The sequence below is a fragment of the Streptomyces sp. NPDC048258 genome, from assembly GCF_043201995.1.
In the GTDB taxonomy this organism is placed as follows: domain Bacteria; phylum Actinomycetota; class Actinomycetes; order Streptomycetales; family Streptomycetaceae; genus Streptomyces.
Window position 1 is genome coordinate 19,806 of record NZ_JBICZH010000024.1, and the last position, 23,493, is coordinate 43,298.

25 protein-coding genes and 3 pseudogenes are annotated in these 23,493 nt (G+C 72.1%); 10 read left to right on the forward strand and 18 right to left on the reverse strand.

All coding sequences use genetic code 11. From position 1 onward, the window contains the following. Positions 1 to 46 precede the first annotated feature (46 nt). The 5 genes and pseudogenes from ACGFYQ_RS35620 to ACGFYQ_RS35640 all read right to left on the reverse strand — a co-directional run. Positions 47 to 802: an ABC transporter ATP-binding protein gene (locus ACGFYQ_RS35620; protein ID WP_393750538.1), complete on the reverse strand. Its 756-nt coding sequence runs from the start codon at positions 800 to 802 to the stop codon at positions 47 to 49. A gap of 174 nt (positions 803 to 976) precedes the next feature. Further along, positions 977 to 2,221 (reverse strand): sensor histidine kinase, encoded by a 1,245-nt coding sequence (locus ACGFYQ_RS35625; RefSeq protein WP_393750370.1) that lies wholly within the window; start codon positions 2,219 to 2,221, stop codon positions 977 to 979. A 38-nt stretch (positions 2,222 to 2,259) separates the two neighbouring features. Then, positions 2,260 to 2,961 carry a two-component system response regulator CseB gene (cseB, locus tag ACGFYQ_RS35630; protein ID WP_393750540.1) on the reverse strand — a complete coding sequence of 234 codons (702 nt, stop codon included), beginning with the start codon at positions 2,959 to 2,961 and terminating at the stop codon, positions 2,260 to 2,262. Positions 2,962 to 3,246: 285 nt separating this feature from the next. After that, a pseudogene (locus ACGFYQ_RS35635) lies at positions 3,247 to 3,699 on the reverse strand (aldehyde dehydrogenase family protein); the annotation flags it as partial. A gap of 92 nt (positions 3,700 to 3,791) precedes the next feature. Continuing rightward, positions 3,792 to 4,550, reverse strand: a pseudogene (locus tag ACGFYQ_RS35640) (aldehyde dehydrogenase family protein); the annotation flags it as partial. On the opposite strand from ACGFYQ_RS35640, the pseudogene ACGFYQ_RS35645 reads away from it, so the two are divergent. Next, positions 4,549 to 4,755 (forward strand): annotated as a pseudogene (locus ACGFYQ_RS35645) (TetR family transcriptional regulator C-terminal domain-containing protein); the annotation flags it as partial. The pseudogenes ACGFYQ_RS35640 and ACGFYQ_RS35645 overlap by 2 nt on opposite strands. A 156-nt stretch (positions 4,756 to 4,911) precedes the next feature. Here ACGFYQ_RS35645 and ACGFYQ_RS35650 read toward each other — a convergent pair. The 9 genes from ACGFYQ_RS35650 to ACGFYQ_RS35690 form a co-directional block, all read right to left on the reverse strand. Continuing rightward, positions 4,912 to 5,646 (reverse strand): SOS response-associated peptidase, encoded by a 735-nt coding sequence (locus ACGFYQ_RS35650; RefSeq protein ID WP_393750372.1) that lies wholly within the window; start codon positions 5,644 to 5,646, stop codon positions 4,912 to 4,914. A gap of 73 nt (positions 5,647 to 5,719) precedes the next feature. Further along, positions 5,720 to 7,123: an ATP-binding protein gene (locus ACGFYQ_RS35655; RefSeq protein WP_393750374.1), complete on the reverse strand. Its 1,404-nt coding sequence runs from the start codon at positions 7,121 to 7,123 to the stop codon at positions 5,720 to 5,722. After that, positions 7,120 to 7,842 carry a response regulator transcription factor gene (locus tag ACGFYQ_RS35660; protein WP_393750376.1) on the reverse strand — a complete coding sequence of 241 codons (723 nt, stop codon included), beginning with the start codon at positions 7,840 to 7,842 and terminating at the stop codon, positions 7,120 to 7,122. The genes ACGFYQ_RS35655 and ACGFYQ_RS35660 overlap by 4 nt, the downstream gene beginning before the upstream one ends. A 27-nt stretch (positions 7,843 to 7,869) precedes the next feature. Continuing rightward, the gene (locus ACGFYQ_RS35665; RefSeq protein WP_393750378.1) at positions 7,870 to 8,433 is read right to left on the reverse strand and encodes a hypothetical protein; all 564 of its coding nucleotides are present in this window, start codon (positions 8,431 to 8,433) and stop codon (positions 7,870 to 7,872) included. Positions 8,434 to 8,497: 64 nt separating this feature from the next. Then, positions 8,498 to 9,280, reverse strand: a complete 783-nt coding sequence (locus tag ACGFYQ_RS35670; RefSeq protein ID WP_393750380.1) for a cytochrome c biogenesis CcdA family protein — start codon at positions 9,278 to 9,280, stop codon at positions 8,498 to 8,500. Further along, positions 9,277 to 9,897, reverse strand: coding sequence for a TlpA family protein disulfide reductase (locus ACGFYQ_RS35675; protein ID WP_393750382.1), 621 nt, complete (start codon positions 9,895 to 9,897; stop codon positions 9,277 to 9,279). The genes ACGFYQ_RS35670 and ACGFYQ_RS35675 overlap by 4 nt, the downstream gene beginning before the upstream one ends. Next, positions 9,894 to 10,661, reverse strand: coding sequence for a thioredoxin family protein (locus ACGFYQ_RS35680; RefSeq protein ID WP_393750384.1), 768 nt, complete (start codon positions 10,659 to 10,661; stop codon positions 9,894 to 9,896). Before ACGFYQ_RS35680 ends, ACGFYQ_RS35675 begins: the two co-directional genes overlap by 4 nt. Positions 10,662 to 10,995: 334 nt before the next feature. Beyond that, complete coding sequence (locus ACGFYQ_RS35685) at positions 10,996 to 11,559, reverse strand: hypothetical protein (RefSeq protein WP_393750386.1); 564 nt, start codon at positions 11,557 to 11,559, stop codon at positions 10,996 to 10,998. A gap of 187 nt (positions 11,560 to 11,746) precedes the next feature. Further along, positions 11,747 to 12,592 (reverse strand): CAP domain-containing protein, encoded by an 846-nt coding sequence (locus ACGFYQ_RS35690; protein WP_393750388.1) that lies wholly within the window; start codon positions 12,590 to 12,592, stop codon positions 11,747 to 11,749. 387 nt (positions 12,593 to 12,979) lie between these two features. On the opposite strand from ACGFYQ_RS35690, the gene ACGFYQ_RS35695 reads away from it, so the two are divergent. From ACGFYQ_RS35695 to ACGFYQ_RS35705, 3 genes are all read left to right on the forward strand, one after another. After that, positions 12,980 to 14,053 (forward strand): hypothetical protein, encoded by a 1,074-nt coding sequence (locus tag ACGFYQ_RS35695; RefSeq protein WP_393750390.1) that lies wholly within the window; start codon positions 12,980 to 12,982, stop codon positions 14,051 to 14,053. A 115-nt stretch (positions 14,054 to 14,168) separates the two neighbouring features. Then, positions 14,169 to 14,675, forward strand: a complete 507-nt coding sequence (locus tag ACGFYQ_RS35700) for a hypothetical protein (RefSeq protein ID WP_393750392.1) — start codon at positions 14,169 to 14,171, stop codon at positions 14,673 to 14,675. An 89-nt stretch (positions 14,676 to 14,764) separates the two neighbouring features. After that, the gene (locus ACGFYQ_RS35705; protein ID WP_393750394.1) at positions 14,765 to 15,505 is read left to right on the forward strand and encodes an SDR family NAD(P)-dependent oxidoreductase; all 741 of its coding nucleotides are present in this window, start codon (positions 14,765 to 14,767) and stop codon (positions 15,503 to 15,505) included. Positions 15,506 to 15,567: 62 nt separating this feature from the next. Here ACGFYQ_RS35705 and ACGFYQ_RS35710 read toward each other — a convergent pair whose 3' ends face one another. Further along, positions 15,568 to 16,116, reverse strand: a complete 549-nt coding sequence (locus ACGFYQ_RS35710; protein ID WP_393750396.1) for a DUF3887 domain-containing protein — start codon at positions 16,114 to 16,116, stop codon at positions 15,568 to 15,570. Positions 16,117 to 16,177: 61 nt separating this feature from the next. Then, a complete protein-coding gene (locus tag ACGFYQ_RS35715; protein ID WP_393750398.1) occupies positions 16,178 to 16,318 on the reverse strand; it encodes a hypothetical protein in 141 nt (46 codons plus the stop codon). Positions 16,319 to 16,664: 346 nt separating this feature from the next. On the opposite strand from ACGFYQ_RS35715, the gene ACGFYQ_RS35720 reads away from it, so the two are divergent. Continuing rightward, positions 16,665 to 18,569, forward strand: a complete 1,905-nt coding sequence (locus ACGFYQ_RS35720) for a hypothetical protein (RefSeq protein WP_393750400.1) — start codon at positions 16,665 to 16,667, stop codon at positions 18,567 to 18,569. A gap of 114 nt (positions 18,570 to 18,683) precedes the next feature. On the opposite strand, the gene ACGFYQ_RS35725 is transcribed toward ACGFYQ_RS35720, so the two are convergent. Then, positions 18,684 to 19,118 carry a hypothetical protein gene (locus ACGFYQ_RS35725; RefSeq protein ID WP_393750402.1) on the reverse strand — a complete coding sequence of 145 codons (435 nt, stop codon included), beginning with the start codon at positions 19,116 to 19,118 and terminating at the stop codon, positions 18,684 to 18,686. Positions 19,119 to 19,456: 338 nt separating this feature from the next. Between ACGFYQ_RS35725 and ACGFYQ_RS35730 the strand changes: the two genes are divergently transcribed. The 3 genes from ACGFYQ_RS35730 to ACGFYQ_RS35740 all read left to right on the forward strand — a co-directional run bounded on the left by ACGFYQ_RS35730 (position 19,457) and on the right by ACGFYQ_RS35740 (position 20,898). After that, positions 19,457 to 20,293 carry a hypothetical protein gene (locus ACGFYQ_RS35730; RefSeq protein WP_393750404.1) on the forward strand — a complete coding sequence of 279 codons (837 nt, stop codon included), beginning with the start codon at positions 19,457 to 19,459 and terminating at the stop codon, positions 20,291 to 20,293. A 132-nt stretch (positions 20,294 to 20,425) separates the two neighbouring features. Then, positions 20,426 to 20,674 (forward strand): hypothetical protein, encoded by a 249-nt coding sequence (locus ACGFYQ_RS35735; RefSeq protein WP_393750542.1) that lies wholly within the window; start codon positions 20,426 to 20,428, stop codon positions 20,672 to 20,674. Then, positions 20,620 to 20,898: a hypothetical protein gene (locus ACGFYQ_RS35740; RefSeq protein WP_393750406.1), complete on the forward strand. Its 279-nt coding sequence runs from the start codon at positions 20,620 to 20,622 to the stop codon at positions 20,896 to 20,898. Before ACGFYQ_RS35735 ends, ACGFYQ_RS35740 begins: the two co-directional genes overlap by 55 nt. A 154-nt stretch (positions 20,899 to 21,052) precedes the next feature. Here ACGFYQ_RS35740 and ACGFYQ_RS35745 read toward each other — a convergent pair whose 3' ends face one another. Next, the gene (locus ACGFYQ_RS35745; protein ID WP_393750408.1) at positions 21,053 to 21,631 is read right to left on the reverse strand and encodes a TetR/AcrR family transcriptional regulator; all 579 of its coding nucleotides are present in this window, start codon (positions 21,629 to 21,631) and stop codon (positions 21,053 to 21,055) included. A gap of 119 nt (positions 21,632 to 21,750) precedes the next feature. Between ACGFYQ_RS35745 and ACGFYQ_RS35750 the strand changes: the two genes are divergently transcribed. Next, positions 21,751 to 22,677 carry an NmrA/HSCARG family protein gene (locus tag ACGFYQ_RS35750; RefSeq protein WP_393750410.1) on the forward strand — a complete coding sequence of 309 codons (927 nt, stop codon included), beginning with the start codon at positions 21,751 to 21,753 and terminating at the stop codon, positions 22,675 to 22,677. Positions 22,678 to 22,795: 118 nt separating this feature from the next. Beyond that, on the forward strand, positions 22,796 to 23,197 hold the full coding sequence (locus tag ACGFYQ_RS35755; RefSeq protein ID WP_393750412.1) for an NAD(P)H-dependent oxidoreductase: 402 nt from the start codon (positions 22,796 to 22,798) through the stop codon (positions 23,195 to 23,197). Positions 23,198 to 23,493: the final 296 nt, after the last annotated feature.

The window sequence follows — 23,493 nt, forward strand, 5'->3', positions numbered from 1 at the left end:
GACGCAGGCGAGCGGGCGGCTGGTTCGGGGCTGGCGTGAGGGCGGGTCAGCTCGTGCGTGAGCGGGTGTCGAAGGCCTTCATCCGGTCCAGCACCCGGTCCGGGGTGGGATGTGTCATCTCGTCGACCAGGCGGCCGTCGGCGAGGAAGACCACGCGGTCGGCGTAGCCGGCGGCGACGGGGTCGTGGGTGACCATGACCACGGTCTGGCCCAGCTCGCGCACGGAGTCGCGCAGGAAGCCCAGGACCTCGGACCCGGCGCGGGAGTCGAGGTTGCCGGTGGGCTCGTCGCCGAAGATGATCGCGGGGCGGGAGACCAGGGCGCGGGCCACCGCGACGCGCTGCTGCTGCCCGCCGGACAGCTGTCCGGGACGGTGACCGAGGCGCTGGGAGAGGCCGACCATGGAGACCACGCGGTCCAGCCACTGCCGATCGGGCCGGCGACCGGCGATGGTCAGCGGCAGCGTGATGTTCTCCAGGGCGGTCAGCGTCGGCAGCAGGTTGAACGCCTGGAAGATGAAGCCGATCCGGTCGCGGCGCAGCGCGGTGAGTTGCCGGTCGTCGAGCGTGCCCAGGTCGGTGGTGCCGACGCGGACGGTTCCGGAGGTGAACGAGTCGAGCCCGGCGGCGCAGTGCATCAGGGTGGATTTCCCGCAGCCGGAGGGGCCCATGATCGCGGTGAACTCGCCCTCCCGGAAGGAGATGCTGACACGGTCCAGGGCGACGACGCGGGTGTCGCCGCTGCCGTAGACCTTCGACAGGTCGGTGGTGGCGGCCGCGGTCCCGGTCGTCGGGTACGGCATGAGCACGTCGGGCTGGTGACGGGGATCGGCGGTCACGGGGATTCCTCTTCGGTGCGGTCTTCGGATGCGGAAGGGTGCACACCAAAGGTGTCCGGGAGACGTATCAGGACCTCAGCCGCCGTGTATCGGCGTCCGCTCGGCTTCGTAGCGGTTCCGTAGGGGGCCGCCGGGCGGTCAGGACGGCAGCCGCAGGGTGGCGACGGCGCCGCCGTCCGGGGCGTTGTCCAGGCGCAGCTCGGCACCGAGGACCCGGGCCTGGCCCAGGGCGATGGTCAGGCCCAGGCCGTGGCCCGAGCCGCGCTCCTTCGCGCCCGTGTGGAAGCGGCGCGGGCCGTCGCGCAGCAGGTCCGGGGGGAAGCCGGGGCCATGGTCGCGCACGACGACGGTACGGCCCTCGACGGTGACCCGTACCGGGGTGTCCCCGTGCCGGTGGGCGTTGACGACGAGGTTGCTGACGATCCGTTCGAGGCGGCGCGGGTCGGTCTCCACGGTCCGCGCGGCCTCGGCGGGCTCTTGGTGCGCCGCGTCGGTGACGGTCACGGTGACCTCGGTGTCGAGGCCGGTGCGCGCCACGGCCTCGGAGACGACCGCGTGGAGCGGGACATGGGCGCGGACCGGCTGTTCGGCGCCGGCGTCCAGCCGGGAGATCTCCAGCAGGTCCTCGACCAGGCTCCGCAGATCACGTACCCGGGCCCGGAGCAGGTCCTCCGTCTCACCGGGCGGCAGCAGGTCGACGGCGGCCAGCAGCCCGCCGACGGGGGTGCGCAGCTCGTGGGCCACGTCCGCGGTGAACTGGCGCTCGGTGCGCAGCCGTCGGCTGAGACTGTCCGCCATGAGGTCGACGGTGGCGGCGATGTCGGCCACCTCGTCGCGGCCCTTGGTGGGCCCGGTCCGGGCATCCAGGTCCCCGGCGGAGATCCGGCCCGCGGTCTCGGAGACGCGCCCCAGCCGGCGGCCGAGCAGCCCGGCTCCGTAGACCGCCAGGGGCGTGGCCGCCGCGAGTGCGATCAGCGAGGCCACAGCCATGATCACGTCGAGTCGGCGCAGCCCGTGGAGGTCCGAGCTCATGTTGACCTGAACGGCCAGCACCCGGCCGCCCGGGCGGTCGACCCGCTGGGCGGCCCAGACGCTCGGGCCCACGTTCCCGTCGACGCGTCCGTCGTACGCCGTGTGCCTGGCGCCGTCCGCCGGGTGCCGCAGTGTGGCGGGCAGCCCGGCCGGATCGAGCTCGGCACCGTCCGCGAGGGTTCCGGTGCGCCGGTAGACGTCCATGGCCGAGTACAGACTGTTGAAGGCGCGTGCTTCGGCGCGGCTCCGGATGTCCTGCGCGGTCCACACGTGCACCAGCACGCCCACCGCCGCTGCGACCAGGCACGCCGTGGACGCGGCCAGCGCGGCGATCTTCCAGCGCAGGGGCACGGGGGCCGACCGCGGTCGGTTGAACGGGCGCACCGGTCTCAGCGCCTGAGCTTGTAGCCGAAGCCGCGGACCGTCTCGATCCGATCCCTGCCCAGCTTGCCGCGCAGCCGCTGCACACACAGGTCCACGACCCGGCTGTCGCCGTCCCAGCCGTACTCCCACACGTCCCTCAGCAGGGTGTGCCGCTCCAGCACGATGCCCGGGTGGGCGGCGAACTCCAGCAGCAGCTTCAGTTCGGTCGGGGTCAGCGCGACCGGGTTTCCGGAGACGGACACCTCCAGGCCGCCGGTGTCGATGGTCAGGTCCCCGAAGACCAGCCGCTCGCCCTCGGACGGTGACGGCCCGCCGCCTGTGGCCTGCCCGGGGCCTGGGGCGGGGGCGTAGGTCGCCCGCCGCAGCAGGGAACGGATGCGTGCCACGAGTACGTAGGTGTCCACGGGTTTGACCACGTAGTCGTCCGCGCCGGCCTCCAGACCGGCCACGACGTCGAGGCCGTCGCCGCGAGCGGACATCATCAGGATCGGCACCAGGCTGGACTCCCGGACCCTGCGGCACAGGCCGATCCCGTCGAGGCCGGGCAGCATCACGTCCAGGATCAGCAGGTCGAAGCTTTCCTCGCGGAAGAGCTCCAGCCCCGTCAGTCCGTCGGCCGCGGCCTTCATCCGGTAGCCGTAGCGTTCGAGGGCGACGGTGAAGGACCGGCGCATCAGGTCGTCGTCCTCCACGAGCAGCACGCGCACAGGCCGCGCAGAGGCCGGAGCCGGGGCGGACGAGGACACGGGCGGATCACTCCTGTTCGGACGGTGGTGAGACACGGGTCCCGTGTGCACCCACGTGCGGAGGGGACCCGAAAGGAACGATATGGCAGACATCGGGCGCGGCAACCACATCGCGCCCGGCGCACTGGTTCGATGGACAACCAAGCGCTCCTTGATACCCGCCCGATACAAAGCCCGACCCGGGGCGTTGTCGGTGGTCCACACGCTCGCGGCCAGGCCGAAACGGACGGCGTCGGCGAGGTACAGGGCCTCGGCCTCGTCGGCGAAGGGCTGGAAGGTCACCACCGGGCCGAAGATCTCCTCCTGCACGATCTCGTCGTCCTGGCGGACACCGGCGACCACGGTGGGCTCCTGGAAGAAACCGGGGCGCGGGAGCCGGCTGCCGCCGGTGACGATCTCGGCGTGGGCCGGCAGGCGGTCCAGCAGGGCCCGCACCGAGGCGAGTTGGGCCGCGTTGTTGAGGGGGCCGAAGTCGGCGCCGGACTCGACCGGGGGGCCGGTGCGGAGCTTGCCGGCCTCGGTGGCGAAGGCCGCGAGGAACGCGTCGTGGATCCGGCGGTGGACCAGGAGCCGGGTGGGCGCGGTGCAGTCCTGGCCGGCGTTGTAGTAGGCGACCGCGGCGAGGGCTGCGGCGGTGGCCTCGATGTCCACGTCGTCGTGGACGATGACCGGGGCGTTGCCGCCGAGTTCCAGGTGCACCCGTTTGAGGTCGGCCGCGGCGGCCGCCGCGATCTCCCGGCCGCCGCGATCTCCCGGCCGGCTCGGACGCTGCCGGTGACGGCGATCAGGGCGACCTCCGGGTGTGCGGTGAGGGCCCGGCCGGTGTCGCGGTCGCCGCAGACGACGTTGAGCACCCCCGGCGGCAGGTGTCCGGCCGCGATCCGGGCCAGCAGCACGGCGGAGGAGGGAGAGGTGTCGGCGGGCTTCGGCACGGTGGTGTTCCCGGCGGCGATGGCCGGTGCGATCTTCCACGCGGCCATCATCAGCGGGTAGTTCCAGGGGGTGATGTGGGCGCAGACGCCGACCGGTTCGCGGCGGAGCAGGGAGGTGCGGCCCTCGGTGTACTCGGCCGCGGCGGCTCCCGGCAGGTTCCGCGCGGCTCCGGCGAAGTAGCGCACGGTGTCGACGATCGCGGGCGGCTCCTCGTCCCTGAACCGGTCCGACGGCTTGCCGGTGTCCCCGGTTTCGGCGGCCGTGAAGGCGTCCGCGTGCGCCTCGATGGCATCGGCGATGCCGAGCAGGGCGCGCTGCCGGGCGGCCGGGGTGGTGGTGGACCAGCGCGCGTACGCCGCTGCCGCCGCGGCGCAGGCGGCGTCCGTGTCGGCCGGACCGGAGCGCGGGGCGTGCCCGTGCACCCCGCCGGTGCAGGGGTCGGTCAGGGCCATCGTCGCGCCCGAGGCGGCGGGGCGGTCCGCTCCCCCGATGTGGTTGCGCAGGGTGTCAGCCACGGCGCAGCGCCTCCTCGGCGGCGTCGCGTCCGGTGCGGACGGCGCCTTCCATGTGGCCGGCCACCCGGCCGCGGTCGTCCTGGCCCGCATCGTGCGCAGCATGCTGCCCACGGACGCGGAGCTCCGCCAGGACTGGAAGCTCTGGCAGGAGTTGTGGGTGCGCGCGCTGCGCGACGGCACGGCGCGGCACCTCGCCGTCGATCTGTACGACCAGCTGCACGCGTGGGTCGGCGGGGTCGTGGAACGGGGCATCGCGTCCGGCGAGTTCACCGACTGCGACGTCTCGGCGCTCAGCACGCTCGTGCTCGCCCTGTGCGACGGCTTCGGCATCCGCCTGATGCTGGAGGACCCCCGGGTTCGACCTGGCCACGGCCCGGTCGACGATCTGGCGGGCCATCGCGCCGGCCCTCGGGGTCGCCCCGTCCTTCCCGCCGGTCTGACGGCGTCCCCGCACGATCCGCGGCTACGGGGTCGTCGGCTCGAGGAGGTGGGGGCCGTTGTTGCGGACGCTGTTGACCGCCGTCGAGACCGCCGTCACCGCGAGGCGGCCGCCGGCCGGGGTGTGGAGCAGGGCGCGCAGGTCGGCGGTGTCCTCGTGGGCGGGGTCGAGCCAGGTGTCGTAGTCGCCGGGGTCGAGGGCCAGCGGCATGCGGGGGTGGACGCGGCCGGCCAGATCGGTGGCTTCGGTGGTGATGATCGTGGCCGTGGTCAGCCAGGCCGACGGGTCGTCGCCGTCCTTGACGGCCGGGTCGCGCCAGAACTCGTACAGCCCGGCCATCGCCATCACCCCCGCGTCCTCGGGCCGGATGAAGTACGGCTGCTTGTACGCCTTCGCCGAGCCGGTCGCGGGCACGGCGACCCATTCGTAGAAGCCGTCGGCGGGGAGCAGGCACCGCCGACGGGTGAACGCGCGCCGGTAGGCCGGCTTCTCGTGCACGGTCTCGACCCGTGCGTTGATCATGCGCGAGCCCACCGCCGGGTCCTTCGCCCACGACGGCACCAGGCCCCACCGCACCGGCCGCAGCCGGCGCAGCACCTCCCCGGTGTCGCGGTCGGCACGCTCCAGGACCGCCCACACGTCATCGGTCGGGGCCACGTTCCATGACGGCCCCAGCACCGCGGCGCCGGGATCGTGCTCGGCGTCGAAGAGACCCGCGAGGTCCCCCGGGGCCCGGGAAGAAGCGTAACGACCGCACATACCCCCACTCTCCCACTCCACCGCCGAGGACCGGGCACCCGACCCGGCCGAGCGGCCCGGTCGGCAGAGGCTTTCACCGGCTGCGCGGCCATCCCGTACGCCGTCGGGACGTACGTGGCCCGCGCCCGGACAGCAGGGGTGGAGCGAGTACGAAGACCACGGTGATGTGCGCGCCTCCACGAGGCCCGCGCGCGATGCGCATCGAGCCGCCGGTGACGGTGGCGGCCCTGCGGGCGATGTCGAGGCCGAGCCCCGAGGAACCGGTGCTGCTCCCTCGGGAGAGGGCCCGGTCCGGTTCCGGGATGCCCGGACCGGCGTCCTCCACGACCAGCTCCACGGCCTGGGCGGTGCGGACGACGCGGACACCGAACGGGGTACCGGGCGGGGTGTGGCGGAAGACGTTGCCGATGAGCGCGTCCACCACGGCGGCGATGTCGTCGTCGGAGAGGCTGACGGTCGTGGGCTCCTGGGTGATGTCGAGGGAGCAGGTCCGGCTCTGCTGCTCCGCCAGGACCGCCCAGAAGGCTGTCCGGCGCCGGACGACGTCGGCTGCCTCGCAGCGGGGTCCGGACGGTCCCGCGCCGGTGGCGGCGTGGCCCGTGCCCGCTTCCGTGCCGAGCATGCCCTGGCCCATGGGGCCCACGGAGAGCGGGGTGCGCGCCGCGGTGATGATGGCCTGGAGTTCCGCCTCCAGTGCGCCCACCGCCGCCTCGACCCTGGCCGACTCCGGTGAGCCCGCCATGCGCTCCGATGCGAGGTGCAGGGCGGTCAGCGGGGTGCGCAGCCGGTGGGACAGGTCGGCGACCAGTTCGCGTTCGACGGCGAGCAGTTCGGTCATCCGGTGGGCCATGGCGTTGAAGGCGATGCCCGCGTCCCGCAGTTCCTTGGGGCCCATGGGGTCCACGCGGGCGTCCAGGTTGCCCTCGCCCAGCGCGTGGGAAGCGTGGGCGAGTCTCTTGGAGGACCTGACGACCTTCGCACCGAGGCGGTCGGCGACCAGCACGGACCCGCCGATCAGCCCGACGGCGAGGAGGAGCATGACCGCCCAGGAGGTCCTGACCCCGCGGGTCAGCTCCTCCTCGGGGACGAAGTTCTCGATGACGGCGACCCGGTCGCCGGGCAGCACCACCGGCTGCAGGCAGATCCAGCCGCTGGGAATCCGCTGGGAGATGGACTCGCGCCCCTTCTGTGCCCGTTCGAGCAGTGCGGCGGGGGCTCGGGAGCGGCCGAGGGCGGGGGCGTCCGGCAGGTGGACGACCAGGTGCTCGGTCGCGTCCAGGCCGGCGGCGGATTCCCGCAGGGCGGACGGATCCGTGGTCAACGTCAGTACGGGGGCCAGGGCGGCGGCCCGCTGCTCGGCCGCGGTGACGCTCTGCTCCTTGACCAGCGACATCACCAGTGCGGCCAGCGGTATGAGGAAGGAGAGGGCGACCATGGAGGTCACGGCGAGCGCCACTCCGGCCAGTGAGCGTCTCAACGCGGCGCCACCAGTTTGATGCCGACGCCGCGGACGGTCAGCAGGTAGCGCGGGGCCGCCGCGCGTTCGCCGAGCTTGCGCCGGAGGGACGACAGGTGCACGTCGACGGTCTGGTCGTCCACGTACGGCTCGCGCCAGACCTCGGTCAGCAGGCGGCGCTTGGAGACTACCTGGCCGGTGTGGTGGGCGAGGAAGGCCAGGAGGTCGAACTCCCGGCGGGTGAGGCGCAGCTCCCGGCCGGCCAGGTACGCGGTGCGCGCGCCGGGATCCACCGCCAGCTCGCCCACGGTGGTGGGGCGCAGCGGTTCGGCTGCCTGTGCCGGCAGCGAACCCTGAGCGGCATGGGCGGGCGGAACGTGGCTGGTGCGCCTGAGGACGGCGGAGAGGCGTGCGATGAGTTGTCCCCCGGAGAAGGGCTTGACCAGGTAGTCGTCGGCGCCCGCGTTGAGGAGCTTGATGATTTCCGTCTCGTCGTCGCGGGCGGTGGCCACCAGTACGGGAACGGAGGAAATGCCACGGATCATGCGCAGTGCGTCTCCTCCGTCCAGATCGGGCAGCCCCAGGTCGAGGACCACCGCGTCGACGGGCGTCTGGGTCACCTCGCGCAAGGCGCCGAACCCGTCGCCCACGCTGCGTACGGCATACCCGTGCTCCGCCAGGACCTCGATCAGTGACTGGCGGATGCTGGGGTCGTCTTCCACGACCAGGACGCTGGGCATGGGCACACCTTAAGTGAACGCCCGTTCCTACGGGGCGCCGAAGGCCGGGCCGTGGTCGGTGATGCGCAGGTGCACGGGGCGGTCGGAGACCGGAATGGTGCAGCCCTCCTGCGCGCTGCAGCTCGCGTACCCGAGCAGTACCGTCGCGTCCCCCTTGCCGTCGGCGCGGATGGGCAGCGTGGTGGTGACGGGGCCGTCCGGGTAGACGGGGACCGGGGCCTCGACACCGGGCACGCTGATCGTCCGTACGTCCGCGGCGGCTGTCAGTTTCCCGTCCGCCCGGAGGACCCCGGTGACGTCCATCGCCGTCGGTCTGCCCACGCCCTCGATTCCGGTGGGTGGCAGATCGGTGCTGTAGAGGTGGAACCCCTTCTCCTCGGGGGTGAAGACCGCGGTCAAAGTCCCCTTCGGGGCATGCCAGTCGGACACCGAGAGGGTGACGGTGACCCCGTTCTCGGTGAAGCGCGTCGTGGGCGCGGCCTCGCCGCCCTCGGCGGGCTGTTCGCCGCATGCGGCGAGCGCGGCCAAGGAGAGGAGGGCAGCCGCGATGCGGGCCTTCCGGGAATGCCTCACATACTCGGAAACGTTCATCTGTGCCTCTGCATCAGGGGAGGAGAAGGGAGGGGAGGGAGGGGAGGGAGGGAAGCGGATCGGCCTAGACGGCTGGGGTGAAGTCCGCGCTCCACAACTGCAGCCGGTACACCAGGTCGTTCCACACGCCGGTGGCCAGCAGCACGCCGACGAGCACGAGCATGCCGCCGCCGATCCGCAGGACCCACTGGTAGTGGCGTTTGACCAGGCCGAAGGCGCCCAGGGCCCGGCGGAAGGCCAACGCGGCCAGGATGAACGGCAGGCCCAGCCCGAGGCAGTACGCCGCCATCAGCAGGGCCCCGCGGGCCGCGCTCGCCTCGTTCCAGGCGAGCGCCTGCACGGCGGCCAGCGTCGGGCCGATGCACGGGGTCCACCCGACCGCGAACACCATCCCGAGCACGGGTGCGCCGGCCAGTCCGAGCACGGGCCGCCGGTGGCTGCGGAACTCCCGCTGCGTGAAGCCCGGCAGGAAGCCCATGAAGGACAGCCCCATCAGCACGGTGAAGACGCCGAGCGCCTGGGTGATCACCTCCTGGTGGGCCAGCAGGCTACGGCCGAAGTACCCGAACAGGGCGCCTCCGGAGACGAGGACCGCCGTGAAGCCCAGGACGAACAGCGCCGCGCCGGCCGCCATACGGCGGCGTTGCCCGCCGCGGGCGCCCGCCAGGTCGGAGACCGACAGGCTGGTCACGTAGCTGAGGTAGCCCGGCACGAGCGGCAGTACGCACGGTGAGAGGAAGGAGACGAGTCCCGCGAAGAACGCCACGGGAGCGGCGACGGCCGGCGTCCCCTGGAGGAGGGAGGGGGCGTCCGCGGCGACGAGCGCAAGGCCCGTGAGCGCCGTCATGACTCTTCCTCCGCCACACGCGCGAGAAGGGGCCTCAGCTCCTCGTCGGTGACCGCTCCCCCGATGCTGACGGCGATGCGTCCGCGGCGGTCGATCACAAGGGTTGACGGGATCGCCCGCGGGTTGAGGAACGCGGGAGGAAAGCGGAGCAGGAGTTCACCGGCGGGATCGTGGAGGCTGGGGAAGCCCAGCCCGTGCGCGCGTACGAAGGACTGTGCTGCCGCGCGGTCCCGGTCGCGGGTGTTGATCCCGAGGAAACGGACCCCCTCGGCCCGGGTCTGCCCGCTGAGCCGCTCCAGGTCGTCGGCCTCCGCCCGGCAGGGGCCGCACCAGGACCCCCAGACATTGAGCACGACGACGTGGCCCCGGAACTCGGCGAGGCTGACCGGCTTCCCGTCGAGGTCCTCGCCCTCCAGCACGGGCGCGGTCGGCCGGGCGGCGGAGTCCACGACCGTGGCCGCGGCCGCGGCCCTGACCGCGCCAGTCGCCGGCCCGGCCGACGCCCCGGCACCGCCGGCGCCGGTGCCGGCCGTGCCGATGGCGGCGAGGACGCAAGCGACCGCCGCCCCGAGTCCGGCGCCGGCCAGGGCGGCGGGCCGCGGAGCCGGTCGTCTCATGACGCCCACTGGCGCAGGAAGGAGTTGATCCCGTCCGAGGTCAGGGAGGGGTTGCCCGTGGCGTGGGTATCGGTGCGCACCGTACCGGACGGCGTGACGACGATCAGGACGGGCATCTTGTAACTGCCGCCCGAGGGGCTGTACTTGCGCAGGAGCGCGGAGTTGGCGGAGCTGTTGCCACCGATGTCGACCTTGACCAGGTGGTACGAGGCCCCGAGGATCGCCGCCGTCTGCGGCTGGGCGAACACCTTGTCGGCCGCCTTGCAGTTGCCGCACCAGTTGGCCCCGAAGTCGAGCAGCACCATCCTTCCGTCGGCCTTGGCCGCGCTCAGTGCCGCGTCGATCTGCTTCTGCGCATCGGCCGAGCTGTCGTAACCGGGCCCGGGTATCCGTGCCGGCGCGGGCGCGGCAGACGTACGGGGCGGCTTGGGCGCGGCCGAAGTGGTCTGGGCACGCGAGGGGGTCGGCGAGGAACCGGGCGGGGTACTGGCGGACGCCGACGGCGAGGCCGACGCGGTCGAGGACGCCTCGGCGGACGCGGACGCGGACTCCGTCCCGGCGGGGAGGGCCTGCGACGACTGTCCGGCCGCGGACGGAGAGGCGGACCCGACGGGCTGGGAGGTCGGCCCGCACGCGGCGGTCAGTCCCGCGGCGACCACGGCCGCGGCGACCAGCGGCAGCCGCACCCCGCGGGGCGCGGCGGCGGAGCGGGGCTGCGTCGTGCGGCGGCCTGCACGGACGGGTCGGAGTATGCGAGAAGTCATGGTGAAGACACCCCAAGGCACGGTTCGGACTGCGGGAAGGGCGAAACGCCTCCCGGCTCGGTGAAGCCGGCGGCGCGACGGCTCGACGGGTCGCCGGGGCCATCCGCCGGGACGCCGAAGGCCGCTCGGCTGACGCGAGCATAGGACCGCCGCGGGCCGCCCGAACCGTGTGAGCGTGATCTTCAGGTTCCCCTAAGGAACAGCTCACCTTCCGCTTCGCCGGAACTGGGGCGATGAGCGCATACAAGGAGGTGAAACCCGCAAAAGGGACCGGGGCGTTGTGTGCGCCGCCGGGTAGGCCGGGTACGCCGGAGCGGCCGGAGCGGCCGGGCCCTCAGAACGATGTCTCACGGACGCTGGCCTTGGCCATCGGCTCGATCGTCGCCGTGATGACCGAGCGGTGGTCCGCGCTGGAGAAGGTGACCGTCAGGGTGTCGTCCGAGGTCTGTGACGTGGTGGCCTTGAATCCGCGGCTGGGTATCGCGGAGATCAGGCACACGCCGCCGCTCCCGTACCGCACCGTGGCCTTGCCGCCCTGCGAGGGAACGGTGTGCAGGCCCGGTCCGCCGTCCTCGCAGTCGACGGCGGGCTTCGGTGCGGTGGTCCGAGGGGCTCCCGTCGAGGTCTTCGCGGGTGTGGACGTCGAAGCCGAGGGAGAGGGGCGTTCGGTCGCGGTGGGCGAGCCGCCGGCGGGCGCGCTCGGGGACTGCGGGCTCGGGGACCGGCCCTCCGTCGCCAGCCACGCCGGCGGCGAATCGAAGACCATCGGGGCGGACCGCGCGACCGGAGGCGTATGCCTGGTCGAGCCGACCACGAACTGGACCGTGACGAGCACGGCGGTCACGCTGGCGGCCGTGCACGACAGCCATATGAGCAGGTAGCGCGGAATTCGAGGCACGGCCCCATAGTGGCCGACGCGCCGCACCGCCCGTCACCACCTCCCCCCAACAGCCACGGCCGGCCCCGGCCCTGGCCCCGGCCCTGGCCCGGCCCTGGCTCCGGCTCCGGCTCCGGCTCCGCGGGCAAACGCCGACGTCCTCCTGACCCGCGTACGGGTCGGAGGACGTGTGCCGGTCGGGGGATTCCTACTTCGGCGTCCCGAAGTTCTGCGTCCACCACGGGCCGCCGTCGCCCTTGTGGACACCGATGCCGATCTCCCGGAAGGCGCAGTTGAGGATGTTGGCCTTGTGGCCGGGGCTGTTCATCCACGCGTTCATGACCGCGTCGGCGTCCGCCTGGCCCCGGGCTATGTTCTCGCCCAGGCGGGACCATCCGTACCCGGCCGCCTCCACGCGGGTGGTCATGGTGGACCCGTCGGGTCCGGTGTGGGACATGACGCCGCTGCGGGCCATGGTGTCGCTGTACCCCCGTGCCGCGGCGCTCAGCTTGGCGTTCACGGCCAAGGGGCCGCACCCGGCCGCCGCCCGCTCCTTGTTGACCAGGGCGAGCACCGCGGACTCGGACTCGCCGGATGCGCTGCCTGAGGAGCCGCCGGAACCCCCGGAACCGCCGCCGGTGGTCGCGGCGGGCGTCCGCGCGGGCTTGCGGGACTGGGTCGACGCCGGCGCGGCCGGGCTGCTCTCCTCTGCCGCGGATGTCGTGGGAGCGGCCGATCCCGTGGCGTCGGCTCCGGGCGTTCCGGACGGCATCGCGCCCGTCGCGGACGCGGCGTCGGCGGTGACCGTGGGGAGAGGGGACGAAGGGGTCGCCGTCGCCTCCTCGTTACCGGAGCCCGCCGTCCCGGACTTCGGTCCGGTGGCGCCATCGGCCCGCTGGCCGACGCGCGCACCGCCGTCGGAGTCGGCCACCGCGACCCCGACCGCCACCGCCGCGGCCGCCGCGGTGAGGGACAGCACGATGCGCGTGCGCACCGTCTTCTTCCGTCGCGCCTCGACGCGGGACGGAGTTCCGGGAGTTCGGCTGCGGCTCATGCCTGTAGCACCTCACAGAGAGAAAGGGAGGACGGGTGCGACCGAGCCTAGGGCGGTGACCAGCGAAAAGAGCCTCCTGGAGGCGTTCTTCAAGGTCCCTTAAGGAAACCCGCAGGGTCGGCACAGGAACGAGCCGGGGCCATCACCCCTGTCGCGACCAGGTTCGGGTTCCCGGGTGTGGGATATGCGTGCGCGTCGGGGGGTTTGCGTGAGGAGGTCCGGTAGATCTCAACGGCCTGTTGACCGACCGCCGGAGAACGTTTCAGCATGCACGGGTCAATCCGTTCGACGACTGACGAAGGACTGACCCGCATGGGTAAAGGATCGTTAAGTAGGACACGCGCGGCAGTCGCTGCAATCGGTACCGCCCTGCTGATTTCCCTGGCAGTGGCCGCACCCGCAAGCGCCGCGCCCGAACCGAACGACTCCGGATCAGGTCGACTCGCCATCACGTTGGGCACTCCGGAGCAGGCAACCACCCTCACGGACACCGAGGGCGACGTGGGCGCCGCCGACGTCGGCACCCAGGCGATCGACTGTGCCGAAGGGTTCACCCGGCTCACCCGTACCGCATCGTGCTCGAACCTGAAGATCCCGGTGATCTACACGGTCAATGGAGCACCCGCGGGGACGGCGACCCTGCATTCCAAGGTCACGGCCACGCTGGACCCGCGCAACCGGTACAAGTCGCAGTACAAGGTGGAGCTGCGGCTGACGGACCCGTCCTCGTGGGCGGGTTGGCTGACCAACGGCCGGGTCGGCTTCGAGTGCAACCACTGCGACGTGGACGAGTCGGGGGAGCAGCTCCTGTTCCCGAACCAGACGCGGACGTACGAGTTCACCGTGTCGTCGCCGGGCCGGGCCCTCGTCAACGACAGCATCCGCCCGTACGCCACCCTGGACGCGCCCCGTCACGACGAGGGCAGTGCTCTCATCGGGAAGACGTTCCGGCCGCGCTGCGACAACACGCCCCGCATCACGCCCGTCCGGACCGGCGGCTGCGTGTACCCCGACGTCGCGGCCGTGTGGGTGCTGGACACCGCCAACCCGAGGGTCGACGCGGTGGCCTGGCATGTCGACTGGGCGCAGCGCAACCTCGACCAGCCGTGGGGCAAGCCGGGTACCCGCTACCCGCTGCACCGCACGTTCGACGACACGGTCATCGACGCCAACCGTGACGTGGCCTGCGGTCGCAACGTCCCCCGGCCGCCGCCGGGCAGCGGGCTGGCGTGCGACGAGTACCCGTTCGCCCAGTCGCTGGAGGGGGCCAGCCGGAACCCGGACTACTCCTGCCACTTCCTCGACGGCGGCGACAACTCCCGTGAGGGCAGTCTGCGCAAGGCGTCGCTGAACGGTCAGCGGGTCCTTGAGGGCGACGCGTTCTACGTCCGTGTCCTCAAGTCCGCGGGTGCCGTGGCGCCTCCGCAGGCGATGGGCCCGGTCGGCTGCGGCAGCGACTGACCCCGACCCCCCACCCGGGCGCCGGCACTTCTGCTGAACCGGCACCCCGAGGGCAGGGCCGCACCCACCATGGGTGCGGCCCCGTTCCGATGCGAGACCGAGGAGAAGACCCCACATGTCCGCCCCGCAGCACACCATCACCAGCACCGTCCGCGTCGACGCCGGCACGATCGACCTCACGGGGGAGGATCTCGTCGCCGAGTTCGAACCCGAGTGGACGCTGAACGGCCTGGTCGAGGCCGACCCGGACGGCGGCAGCGCCCGCGTCCTGTGCGGGCAGGAAATCGGCCGCATCGCCGTCACCGCCCAGCTCTGGGAAGGGGCCCCGCCCCTGGACGCGGACCGGTGGCAGGACGTCGCCGAGGTGCCCGTCACGTGGGACTCCGCGTTCATCGACTTCGCCACGACCGGCACCGAAGTGGACCCGGCCGGTCGGCTGGACCTTCCCGGCCCCGGCGACTACCGGATCCGCGTCCACGGCAGGAACCGCGACGACGGCGACCCGCGCGTCGCGAGCGATCCCGTCGAGGAGTACCTGATCCAGGTGTGGCCCGCCCCGGCCGGAAGCCCCGAACTGTGGAAGGCGACCAGCCGGACCGCCGAACGGTGGCGCGCACCCTGAGCGGTACGCCGGCACCGGGATGACCGCCGCCGGATGGCGATGGCCACGCCGCTACCTCTCCGCCGAGGGCCGTGGCAGGATCCGTCGGTATGAGCATGGAACAAGCGGAGCGGCCCGTTGCCCTGGTCACCGGGTCCACCTCGGGAATCGGGGAGGCCGTCGCGCGGAGGCTGGCGGCGGACGGGATGCGGGTCGTCGTGCACTCGCGGCGCAGTGCGGAAGCCGGGGAAGCACTGGCGGCGGAGCTCGGCGGGGCGTACCTGCGGGCGGATCTGGCGGTGGAGGAGGAGGCCCGGGGACTGATCGAGGCGGCACTCGAACGGTTCGGGCGGCTGGACGTGCTGGTGAACAACGCGGGCATCAGCTGGCCGATCCCGCACGACGACCTGGCCGCGGCGACGCCGACGGACTGGCGGCAGCTGCTGGAAGTCAACCTGATCGCACCATGGGTACTGTGCACGGCGGCACTTCCGGCGCTGCGGCGCTCCCCCGCGGGCGGCAGCATCGTGAACGTCACCAGCCATGCCGGGGTGCGTCCCAAGGGCTCGTCGGTGCCGTACGCGGCGAGCAAGGCCGCGTTGAATCACGTGACCCGGCTGCTCGCGGCCGCGCTCGCGCCGGATGTGCGGGTCAACGCGGTCGCTCCGGGGCTGGTGGACACGCCGATGACGAAGGACTGGGCCCACGCGCACGAGGTGTGGCGGACGCGCGCGCCCATGCGCCGCCCGGCTCAGCCCGCCGACGTGGCCGACCTGGTGGCGTCGGTGATCTCCAGCACCTATCTCACCGGCGAGGTCATCGTGCTCGACGGAGGACTGAACCTGACCTGAGGCCGGAGAGCCGCTCAGGACCCCCGGCAGCTTCGGGAGGCGGAGGGCAGGCGGCCAGTGATCTACGAGATCGGCACTCCTGTCTCGAGGAACCACAGACCGGCGATGCTTCCGTCCTCGTGGAAGGCCAGGCGGAACTCCCCGGGCCGGTGTTCCATGCGCAGCGGCACGTTGACCACGGTGAGCTCTCCGAATGCGACGTCCTTGGGATCCCCGTGTGACTGATAGCGGCCGACCTTGTCCTGGTAGGTCTCCCAGGCCTCCGCGAGGGCGTCGGGTGGCAGCAGCTTGCGCAGCGTCGCATCGAAGTGGGCTGTGGCCGCGGTGAAGTTGCCGTTCACGATGTCGTCGAGCGTCTGAGTGGCGATCCGGTCGTAGCGAGTCTGGGCCGGGGATGCTGCCGCGGCCGGGCCCGCGACCGTCGTGGCGGCGTGGGCCTGCATCGCGGCCGGCGCGAAACCGTTGGCAGGCAACAGCGCGCAGGCCGCCAGCGAGACGGTGGCCACCGCCTGGACCAGTCGCCGCTTCCTGTTGAACGTCGTGTCTTCGTCGGACATCAGGACCACGGCCTTCTCCAGCGTGACGGTCCGGATACGTCCATCGTGCGCCACTCGCTCTCCCCTCGCACACCGGGGAGCAGGGCCTCCAGCCCGTCCGCTGAGGACTCCGTCCTCACCCGTCGGCAGAACCGGAAACCGTGGGCCCGTTACGGCGCCTGCGGCGTACGGCGACGACGAGCCGGGTCCCACCCCAGCCCAGCAGCCACGGCAGCACGGTGATCAGGCCGACCTCGACCCCGAAGAAGAAGAGCACGTCACCGCTCGTCCACGCTCACTTCCCGCTCCCCTCCGCTGGGTACCCGCGTCCCGGTACGCGGTGGACAGCAGGAGAGCTGATCGACCGGACGGCGTCAACCGGCTTTGCCGGGCTGAAACTGCTGCACGGGGACGCCGTCGGGCAAACGAGCCCGCTGATCGGTCGCGCCGCCGTTTGTCCCGCTGTTTCTGTCACACGATCGGATGTCGTTACGGCCCCATCCGGTGGTACGCGTCCCGACTCCCCCTCCCCCAGGACCGGATGCGTGCAAGGTGGGTCCAGCTTTCGGCGCCCTGGCCCTCCGCCCGGCGCGCCCGTCGAGCAACGGAAGGGCCTGAATCCGATGGCGATGACGAGGGCTCTGCTGCCCGCCCTGCTCTCCTTGGCACTGACGGGCGTTCCCGCCGTGCTCCCGAACACCGCGGCAGCCGTGCCCTACGACGGGCAGACGCGCCGCGAGACCGCCCTGTTCAGCGTGAAGTCCACCAACAACGCGGCGGCCCAGGCCTTCACGGTGACCGGCACCCGGCTCTCCCGGGTCAGTGTCTATCTGAGCAGCGGTGCCGCGACCGGGACCGTGACCGCCCAGGTCCGCCGGGTCCGCGCCGACGCCGGGTCGGCGGTGGCCTCGAAGACCCTGAACCTCGCCGCCCTGGGCGGGGCCGGGGCGGGCTGGGTCGAATTCCCGGTCAGCGCCTCCGTCACCGCGGGCGCCACGTACTACTTGTTCGTCCAGGCGACCACGGCGGAGAGCAAGCCCATCGCCTGGCACGGCACCCGGCAGTCCGTACCCGGTTCGTTGACCAGCTGGAACTACGACAAGGCGTACTGGGGCGGGTGGCACGCCGACTCCTCCCGGCTGGCCTTCCACGTCAATCCCACCGGGAGCGAGCGCTGCGGGGAGACAGAGCCGTGCTACGTGCCCGCCTCGGCACTCGCGGCCCGTACGTCGGGGCTGCTGACCAACCGGGTGGCCACCGAGGCCGTGCTGCCCTCCTTCGCCGTCGGCGCCTCCTACGTCGACGGCAGCAACGTGCTGCGCCTGCCGTCCGGCCGGTGGCGGTATCTGCCCGACGGCGCCTCCGCGTCCACCGTGGTCGCGGCGGATGACGCGGGCGCCCTCGCGCAGGTCGACGAGAGCCGCGCCTGGCTTGCCGCCGGCCAGGTGCCGGGGACCACCGCCGCGCAGCGGGCCGCGGCGCAGCGCGCGCTGCTGTCGATGCGGGCGCTGCTGAAGCCCAACGGCGCGTTCGCCGCGGGATGGTCACCGCCCTGGGAGTACTCCTGGCCCAGGGACGGCGCCTTCGCCGCCGTCGCTTTCGCCGCCACCGGGCACCACGACGAGGCGTACCGGATCCTGGGCTACGACGCGCGCACCCAGCGGGCCGACGGGACGTGGGAGGCCCGTACCAAGCTGGACGGCAGCGGACCGCCCGATGCCCGGAAGTGGCAGCTGGACGGCAACGGCTGGGTTCCCTGGGCCACTTGGCAGTGGTACCGGGCGGCGCCGCCGAACGGCCGGGACGAACGACTGCGCGCGCTGTACCCGATGGTGCGGAAGGCGGCCGACTACGCCGCGCGGTCCCTGGGTCCGAACGGGCTGCCGCCGGCGTCCCCGGACTACTGGGAGCTGGACACCGCGACCACCAACATCGGTACCGCCGCCCCGCTGCTGGCCGGGCTCAACGCCTCGGCCGACCTGGCCGCCCGGCTGGGCATGGACGGGGACGCGGAGCGCTGGGGGGACGCGGCCCGGCGGCTCTCCGCCGGCATCGCCGCCGCCTTCGCACCGCTGGGCTACCAGCGGACCATCGACGGCAGGCACGGCCGGGACAGCGCGGTGGCGTTCATGGCGCCCCCGTTCAACACCGCCCCGCCCGGCCTCGGCGGAGCGCTGGACTCCACCTACCGGGCGCTGCTGCTGCCCAACGGCGGTGTCTCGCCCGGCAACGACCCTGATTTCAGCTGGGGATCGTACGCCTGGACGGCCAGTACCTCTTTCTTCGCCCTCGCTTGGGCGGGTACGGGCGAGCAGGCGAGGGCGGGCAGGGTGCTGGACTGGGTGCTGTCGAAGCGGAACGGGCTGGGCGAGCTTCCCGAGACCGTGAACGGCGCCGGGCTGCCGTCCTCGGTCGCGCCCCTGGGCTGGACGGATTCGCTGGTCGTGCTCACCGCGCTGGCCCTGCAGGGCTCCCCGCAACCGACCCCGCCGACGCGGGCGAGCACGGCGGCGCTCAGCGGGAGATGAGGCCGGACGCTGCACACAGCGGACGCCGGAGAGGTGGTCAGCCTCTCCGGCGTCCGCTGTGTGGTGGGGCGGGCTCGCCGGGATCTGCTCCCGGGGCCGTAGGGCTGTCGGCCCTCACTTGCCGAGCTTCGCCTTCAGCTCGTTCTTGACCTGGTTCTTGATCACCTGCTTGTCGACCTTGCTCACGGTGCCGCCCTTACCCGTGCCGTTACCGCCCACGGAGGTGGCGTCGCCGGTGTTGACGGCGTCGGCGCTGGCGTTGCCGCCGGTGGCCGCACCGGTCGTGATCGTGCACTTGCCCTTGCAGATGCCGACACCGGAGTTGGCGTCGCCACCGGTGGCCTCACCACCGACCGTGGTGTTCTCGGCGTTGGCGTCACCGCCGGTACCGATGCCGTCGGCGCTGTCGCTGGGGGCGAGGGTGACGGCGTGCTGCGGGACGGCGGCCGGTGCGGCCATCGCGGTCGCCGGCAGCGCGATACCGCCACCCACCAGCGCCAGGGAAGCTCCGGCCAGAACAACACGACGAGTCGAGAACAGCTTGTGCATGAGAATTCTCCATTCGATGTAAAGAAAAGGAATTGAATACCGTCCCGCAGAACAGGCCGGGAATAGATTTCCGACCTCATTTCCTCCCGGGCTTCCCCGGTGGGCGTACTTCAAATAAACCCTGCGAGGGCACGTGCGTCACGCCACTCGAATACGTGGCTTGACGCAGAAAGCCGATCTTGGTAAAAGCTGCCCCCACTGGGCGACGGTGGCGGTCCAGCTCTGCGATCCGGCCGATCTCGGCGAGCCGGCCGCGCGGGCCACTCGACCTATTGACCACCTCATGCGGCTACGTGGCATGCGTAAAGGCGAAGTGTCAAGCCCCGATATGCCGGGACGTGTCCTCGTCGGTCGGCCCGTGCTTACGTGAATTGCGGCCGACGCAGTCCATGAAAGTCACCGGCACCAGCCGGCATCGCGCCGCAACCGTGCATCACCCCTCATCCACGCACAAGGAGACTCCCATGCCCAAGACACCCCTGACCCGGCGTTTCGTGATGCTGGCAACGACGACCGCCCTGGTGGCCGGCGGCGCTGTGCTGCCCACGAGCGCATTCGCCACGACGCCCGACACGACTGCGGCAGTCAGTCACACCAATGCTGTGAACGACAATCACGGCGAGAAGGCCAGCCATAAGGGAAATGGCAAGGACAGTCGAAACAAGAACCACAACTGGAAGGAAAAGCACAAGAACCGTAAGAACGGCCACGGCAAGCATCCCGCGCCGAAGCCGCTGCCTCCGGTACCGCCGCAGATCCCGATCCCGCTGCCTCCCCTCCCCATACCGCCGAAGATCCCGATCCCCCTGCCCCCGATCCCGGCACCGCCGAAGATCCCGATCCCCCTGCCTCCCATCCCGGCACCGCCGAAGATCCCGATCCCCCTGCCCCCGATCCCGGCACCGCCCAAGTTCCCGATCCCGGTCCCGAAGATCCCGCTCCCCCTGCCCCCCATCCCCGCGCCGCCCAAGTTCCCGATCCCGGTCCCGAAGATCCCGCTCCCCCTGCCCCCCATCCCGGCACCGCCGAAGATCCCGATCCCCGTCCCGAAGATCCCGATCCCCGCACCGCCCAAGATCCCGATCCCCCTGCCCCCGCTCCCGATTCCGCTGCCCCCGCTGCCGATCCCGCTGCCCCCGCTGCCGTTCCCGCTGCCGTTCCCGCTGCCCTTCTGATAGCTGGAACGAGGGCTTGAGGCTGACCGCGAAATCAACGGCAGCAACCCAAGGGCGGGCACCCCGTGAGGGTGCCCGCCCTTACCCGCGTCTCCAGCACCCGGCGCGCGCGGGCGCCATGGGCTCGGCCAGATCGTCGCAGTGGGGCACGCGGTCACCGCGACGGGCGGGGAGGACTTCGCGCTGGCCCGGTATCTGCCGGACGGCCGCCTCGACCCGTCCTTCGGCACCGGTGGCCGCGTGTTCACGGCGGTCGCACCGGGTGCGGGCGACGACGAGGCGCACGCGGTACGCGTGCTCGGCGACGGCCGGATCGTGGTGGCCTGGTGGGCGGGTCGACCGCACCGACGGAGTTCCTCGTCGACAGCGACTTCCTCGTAGGGCGGTACCGCCCCGACGGCAGCTTCGAGCGCCGCTTCAGCTCACGCGGGTTCGTCATCACGCACACCGCGCCCGGCACGGCCGACGACGAGATCTACGACATCGCCCTACAGGACCCGGCCCACCTGGTGGCCGCCGGCGAGTGCGACCAGCCGACGACCGGGCGGGACGTCCGTCTCGCCCGGTACCGCGTGGGCCACGGGTCCCATCCCACCGACCGCTGAGGCGCCGTCGGCACTGGAGGCGTACGGGCCTGTGCCGCTGGTCCCGCTGGGGCCGGCCGGGACCGTGATCACCGTGCTGGGTGCGCCGCTCCCGGCCGTACGGGCGGCCGAGTTCCGCCCGTACGGCTACGGCGCCGCGCACCGATAGCGGCCGTCAGCGCGCACGTACGCCGTCGATGGCGATCGCGAGCAGGCGGTCGGCCTCGGCCGGGCCGTCCGGTTCCCGCTCGGTGGCCAGCGCGATGGCGCCGACGAGCTTCAGCAACTGGGTGGTGGTGATATCAGGGCGCACGGCGTCTGCCGCCCGGGCGCGTGCAAGGAGAGCGTCGCCGGCCTTGGTGATCATGTCGTGGCATGTCTCGCCCAGTGTCGGGTCCCCGTCGCGCATCAGCGACGCCCCCAGGCCCCGGTTGGCCACGGCATGCGCGCCGACGGCGCGGAGCCAGGTGGACAACGCCCGACCCGGGTCGGCCTCGGCGAGCAGATCGCCCGCCCTCGCGCACAGGGCCTCCACCCGGTCCTTGAAGACCGCCTCCAGGAGCGCCTGCCGGGAGGGGAAGTGGCGGTGCAGGGTGGCCGAGCCGACTCCGGCACGGCGGGCGACCTCCTCCAGTGAGGCATCGGCGCCGTGCTCGGCGATCAGGGCCCCGGCGGCGGACACGATCTTCTCGAGGTTGCGGCGGGCGTCGGCGCGCATCCGCCGGCTGGGCGGGGTGGAGGAGTCCTCGGGCACGGTCACTCCTGACGGCTTGAAAAGTGGGGTGGTCCTCCATATCGTAGCGAACACGAAACGGAGGGCCACCCCACTTATGGTGTGGCTCCCCTTCCGCACGGACGCCATGGAGAAGAAACATGAACCTGACGCAGAAGACCGTGGTGGTGGCGGGAGCGACCGGCCTGCAGGGCAGGGCCGTGACACGTCATCTGCTCCGCGACGGCTGGCAGGTGCGTGCTGTGACGCGCGACCCGGACGGGGCCCGGGCCACAGCGCTGGCACAGGCCGGCGCGCAGGTGGTGCGGGCACAGATGGAGGACGTCGACTCCCTGGCGGCCGCGGCCGAGGGCGCCTGGGGCCTGTTCAGCGTCCAGCCCACCGTCGGCTCGTCCGGCACCGCGCCGGACTTCACCGCCGAGGACGAGGTGCGCTGGGGCGTGAACGTCGCCGAGGCCGCGCACGCCGCAGGCATCGGACACTTCGTCTTCACCTCGGTCGCCGAAGCGGACCGACACCTTGCGGAGAAGCTGCCGGTGAACCTGGTCAGCAAGTGGCGGATCGAGCAGCACATCGCCGCGCTCGGCCTGCCCGCGACGATCCTGAGGCCGGTGTCCTTCATGGAGAACTTCACCGGCGGATACGCGCTGCGGAACGGGAACCTGTCCACCGGGCTCGCGCCGGACGTCCCGCAGCAGATCATGGCTGTCGACGATGTCGGCGCCGTCGCCGCGCTGGCGTTCTCCCGGCCGCAGGAGTGGATCGACCGGGCGGTGTCCCTGGCGGGGGACGAACTCACGCCGGTCCAGATCGCCGCGGCCATCGGGAAGGCACTCGGCATACCGCTGCCGTACGTTCGGATCCCGATCGACGCGATCCGGGCCCTGAGCGAAGACTTCGCCTACGCCAACGAGTGGCTCAACAGGTGCGGTTACCGTGCGGACCTCCCCGCCACTCGGAAGATCCACCCGGGTGTCATGGATTTCCGCACCTGGCTGGAGCGCACCGGCGCGTCCCAAATCGCCGCGTTCCTCGACTCCGCGCGCACCGCGGGGCAGAACGCGTGAGCACCCGCACCCACGGCCATTCCAGGCCTCTCGCCACGGTGGGTGACCTGATCACCCGTAAGCAGTGGAAGCGCTACCTGCCGGTCCGGCCCTACCGGCCACCCTGCGCAACCCGGCCGTGAGAGGGCTGACGGATAATGACGATCAGCCGCTGACGACTGGGGAAACGATGCGTGTAGGGGTGTATCTCGCACATCCGCGACCGGGAAGCTTCAACCACGCGGTGTTCGACGCCGTTGTGGAGGAGCTGCACGGGCAGGGGGCCGAGGTAGTGGCGCATGACCTCTGCGCCGAGGGGTTCGTACCGCTGCTGTCCGCCGAGGAGACGGGCACGGTCGAGTCGGCGGCACGCGCCCACGACGCGCAGGTGGCGCTGCACCGAACAGAGGTGGCCACCCTGGATGCCATGGTGTTCGTGCACCCGAACTGGTGGGGTATGCCACCCGCTGTCCTGACGGGCTGGGTGCAGCGCGTACTTGCGCCTGGCGCCGATCCTGCTGGCTTATTGGGGTCTCAGTAGTTCTCGCCGAAGACCAACGCTAAGCAGCTGCGGCCCAGATCAGAGGATGAATCAGGGCAGCCGTAGCGGGTGCCCGCCGAGGGGTGCCCGGGGGGCGCGGGCCTGGTCACTGGCAGAGGGCTCTGACGCGGTTGGCCGACACCATCGCGCGGGTTACTGGAGGAAATCCGCTCGCGCTGGCGCCGACGGTGTCATCCTGTGGTCGCCCCCGGCGTCCGTCGCACGGACGAGCGCCGGTCAACCCGGCGGCGGACGCTGAGCACCCACCCTGCACGCGAAGATCGACAACGTCGGAT

Bases quoted from the DNA above. Each gene is read 5' to 3' on its own strand.
- ACGFYQ_RS35620 (WP_393750538.1), bottom strand. From the start codon at position 802: ATGCCGTACCCGACGACCGGGACCGCGGCCGCCACCACCGACCTGTCG.
- ACGFYQ_RS35690 (WP_393750388.1), bottom strand. From the start codon at position 12,592: ATGAGCCGCAGCCGAACTCCCGGAACTCCGTCCCGCGTCGAGGCGCGA.
- ACGFYQ_RS35675 (WP_393750382.1), bottom strand. From the start codon at position 9,897: ATGAGACGACCGGCTCCGCGGCCCGCCGCCCTGGCCGGCGCCGGACTC.
- ACGFYQ_RS35750 (WP_393750410.1), top strand. From the start codon at position 21,751: ATGAACCTGACGCAGAAGACCGTGGTGGTGGCGGGAGCGACCGGCCTG.
- ACGFYQ_RS35660 (WP_393750376.1), bottom strand. From the start codon at position 7,842: ATGCCCAGCGTCCTGGTCGTGGAAGACGACCCCAGCATCCGCCAGTCA.
- ACGFYQ_RS35680 (WP_393750384.1), bottom strand. From the start codon at position 10,661: ATGACTTCTCGCATACTCCGACCCGTCCGTGCAGGCCGCCGCACGACG.
- ACGFYQ_RS35665 (WP_393750378.1), bottom strand. From the start codon at position 8,433: ATGAACGTTTCCGAGTATGTGAGGCATTCCCGGAAGGCCCGCATCGCG.
- ACGFYQ_RS35670 (WP_393750380.1), bottom strand. From the start codon at position 9,280: ATGACGGCGCTCACGGGCCTTGCGCTCGTCGCCGCGGACGCCCCCTCC.
- ACGFYQ_RS35700 (WP_393750392.1), top strand. From the start codon at position 14,169: ATGTCCGCCCCGCAGCACACCATCACCAGCACCGTCCGCGTCGACGCC.
- ACGFYQ_RS35725 (WP_393750402.1), bottom strand. From the start codon at position 19,118: ATGCACAAGCTGTTCTCGACTCGTCGTGTTGTTCTGGCCGGAGCTTCC.
- ACGFYQ_RS35705 (WP_393750394.1), top strand. From the start codon at position 14,765: ATGAGCATGGAACAAGCGGAGCGGCCCGTTGCCCTGGTCACCGGGTCC.
- ACGFYQ_RS35650 (WP_393750372.1), bottom strand. From the start codon at position 5,646: ATGTGCGGTCGTTACGCTTCTTCCCGGGCCCCGGGGGACCTCGCGGGT.
- ACGFYQ_RS35720 (WP_393750400.1), top strand. From the start codon at position 16,665: ATGGCGATGACGAGGGCTCTGCTGCCCGCCCTGCTCTCCTTGGCACTG.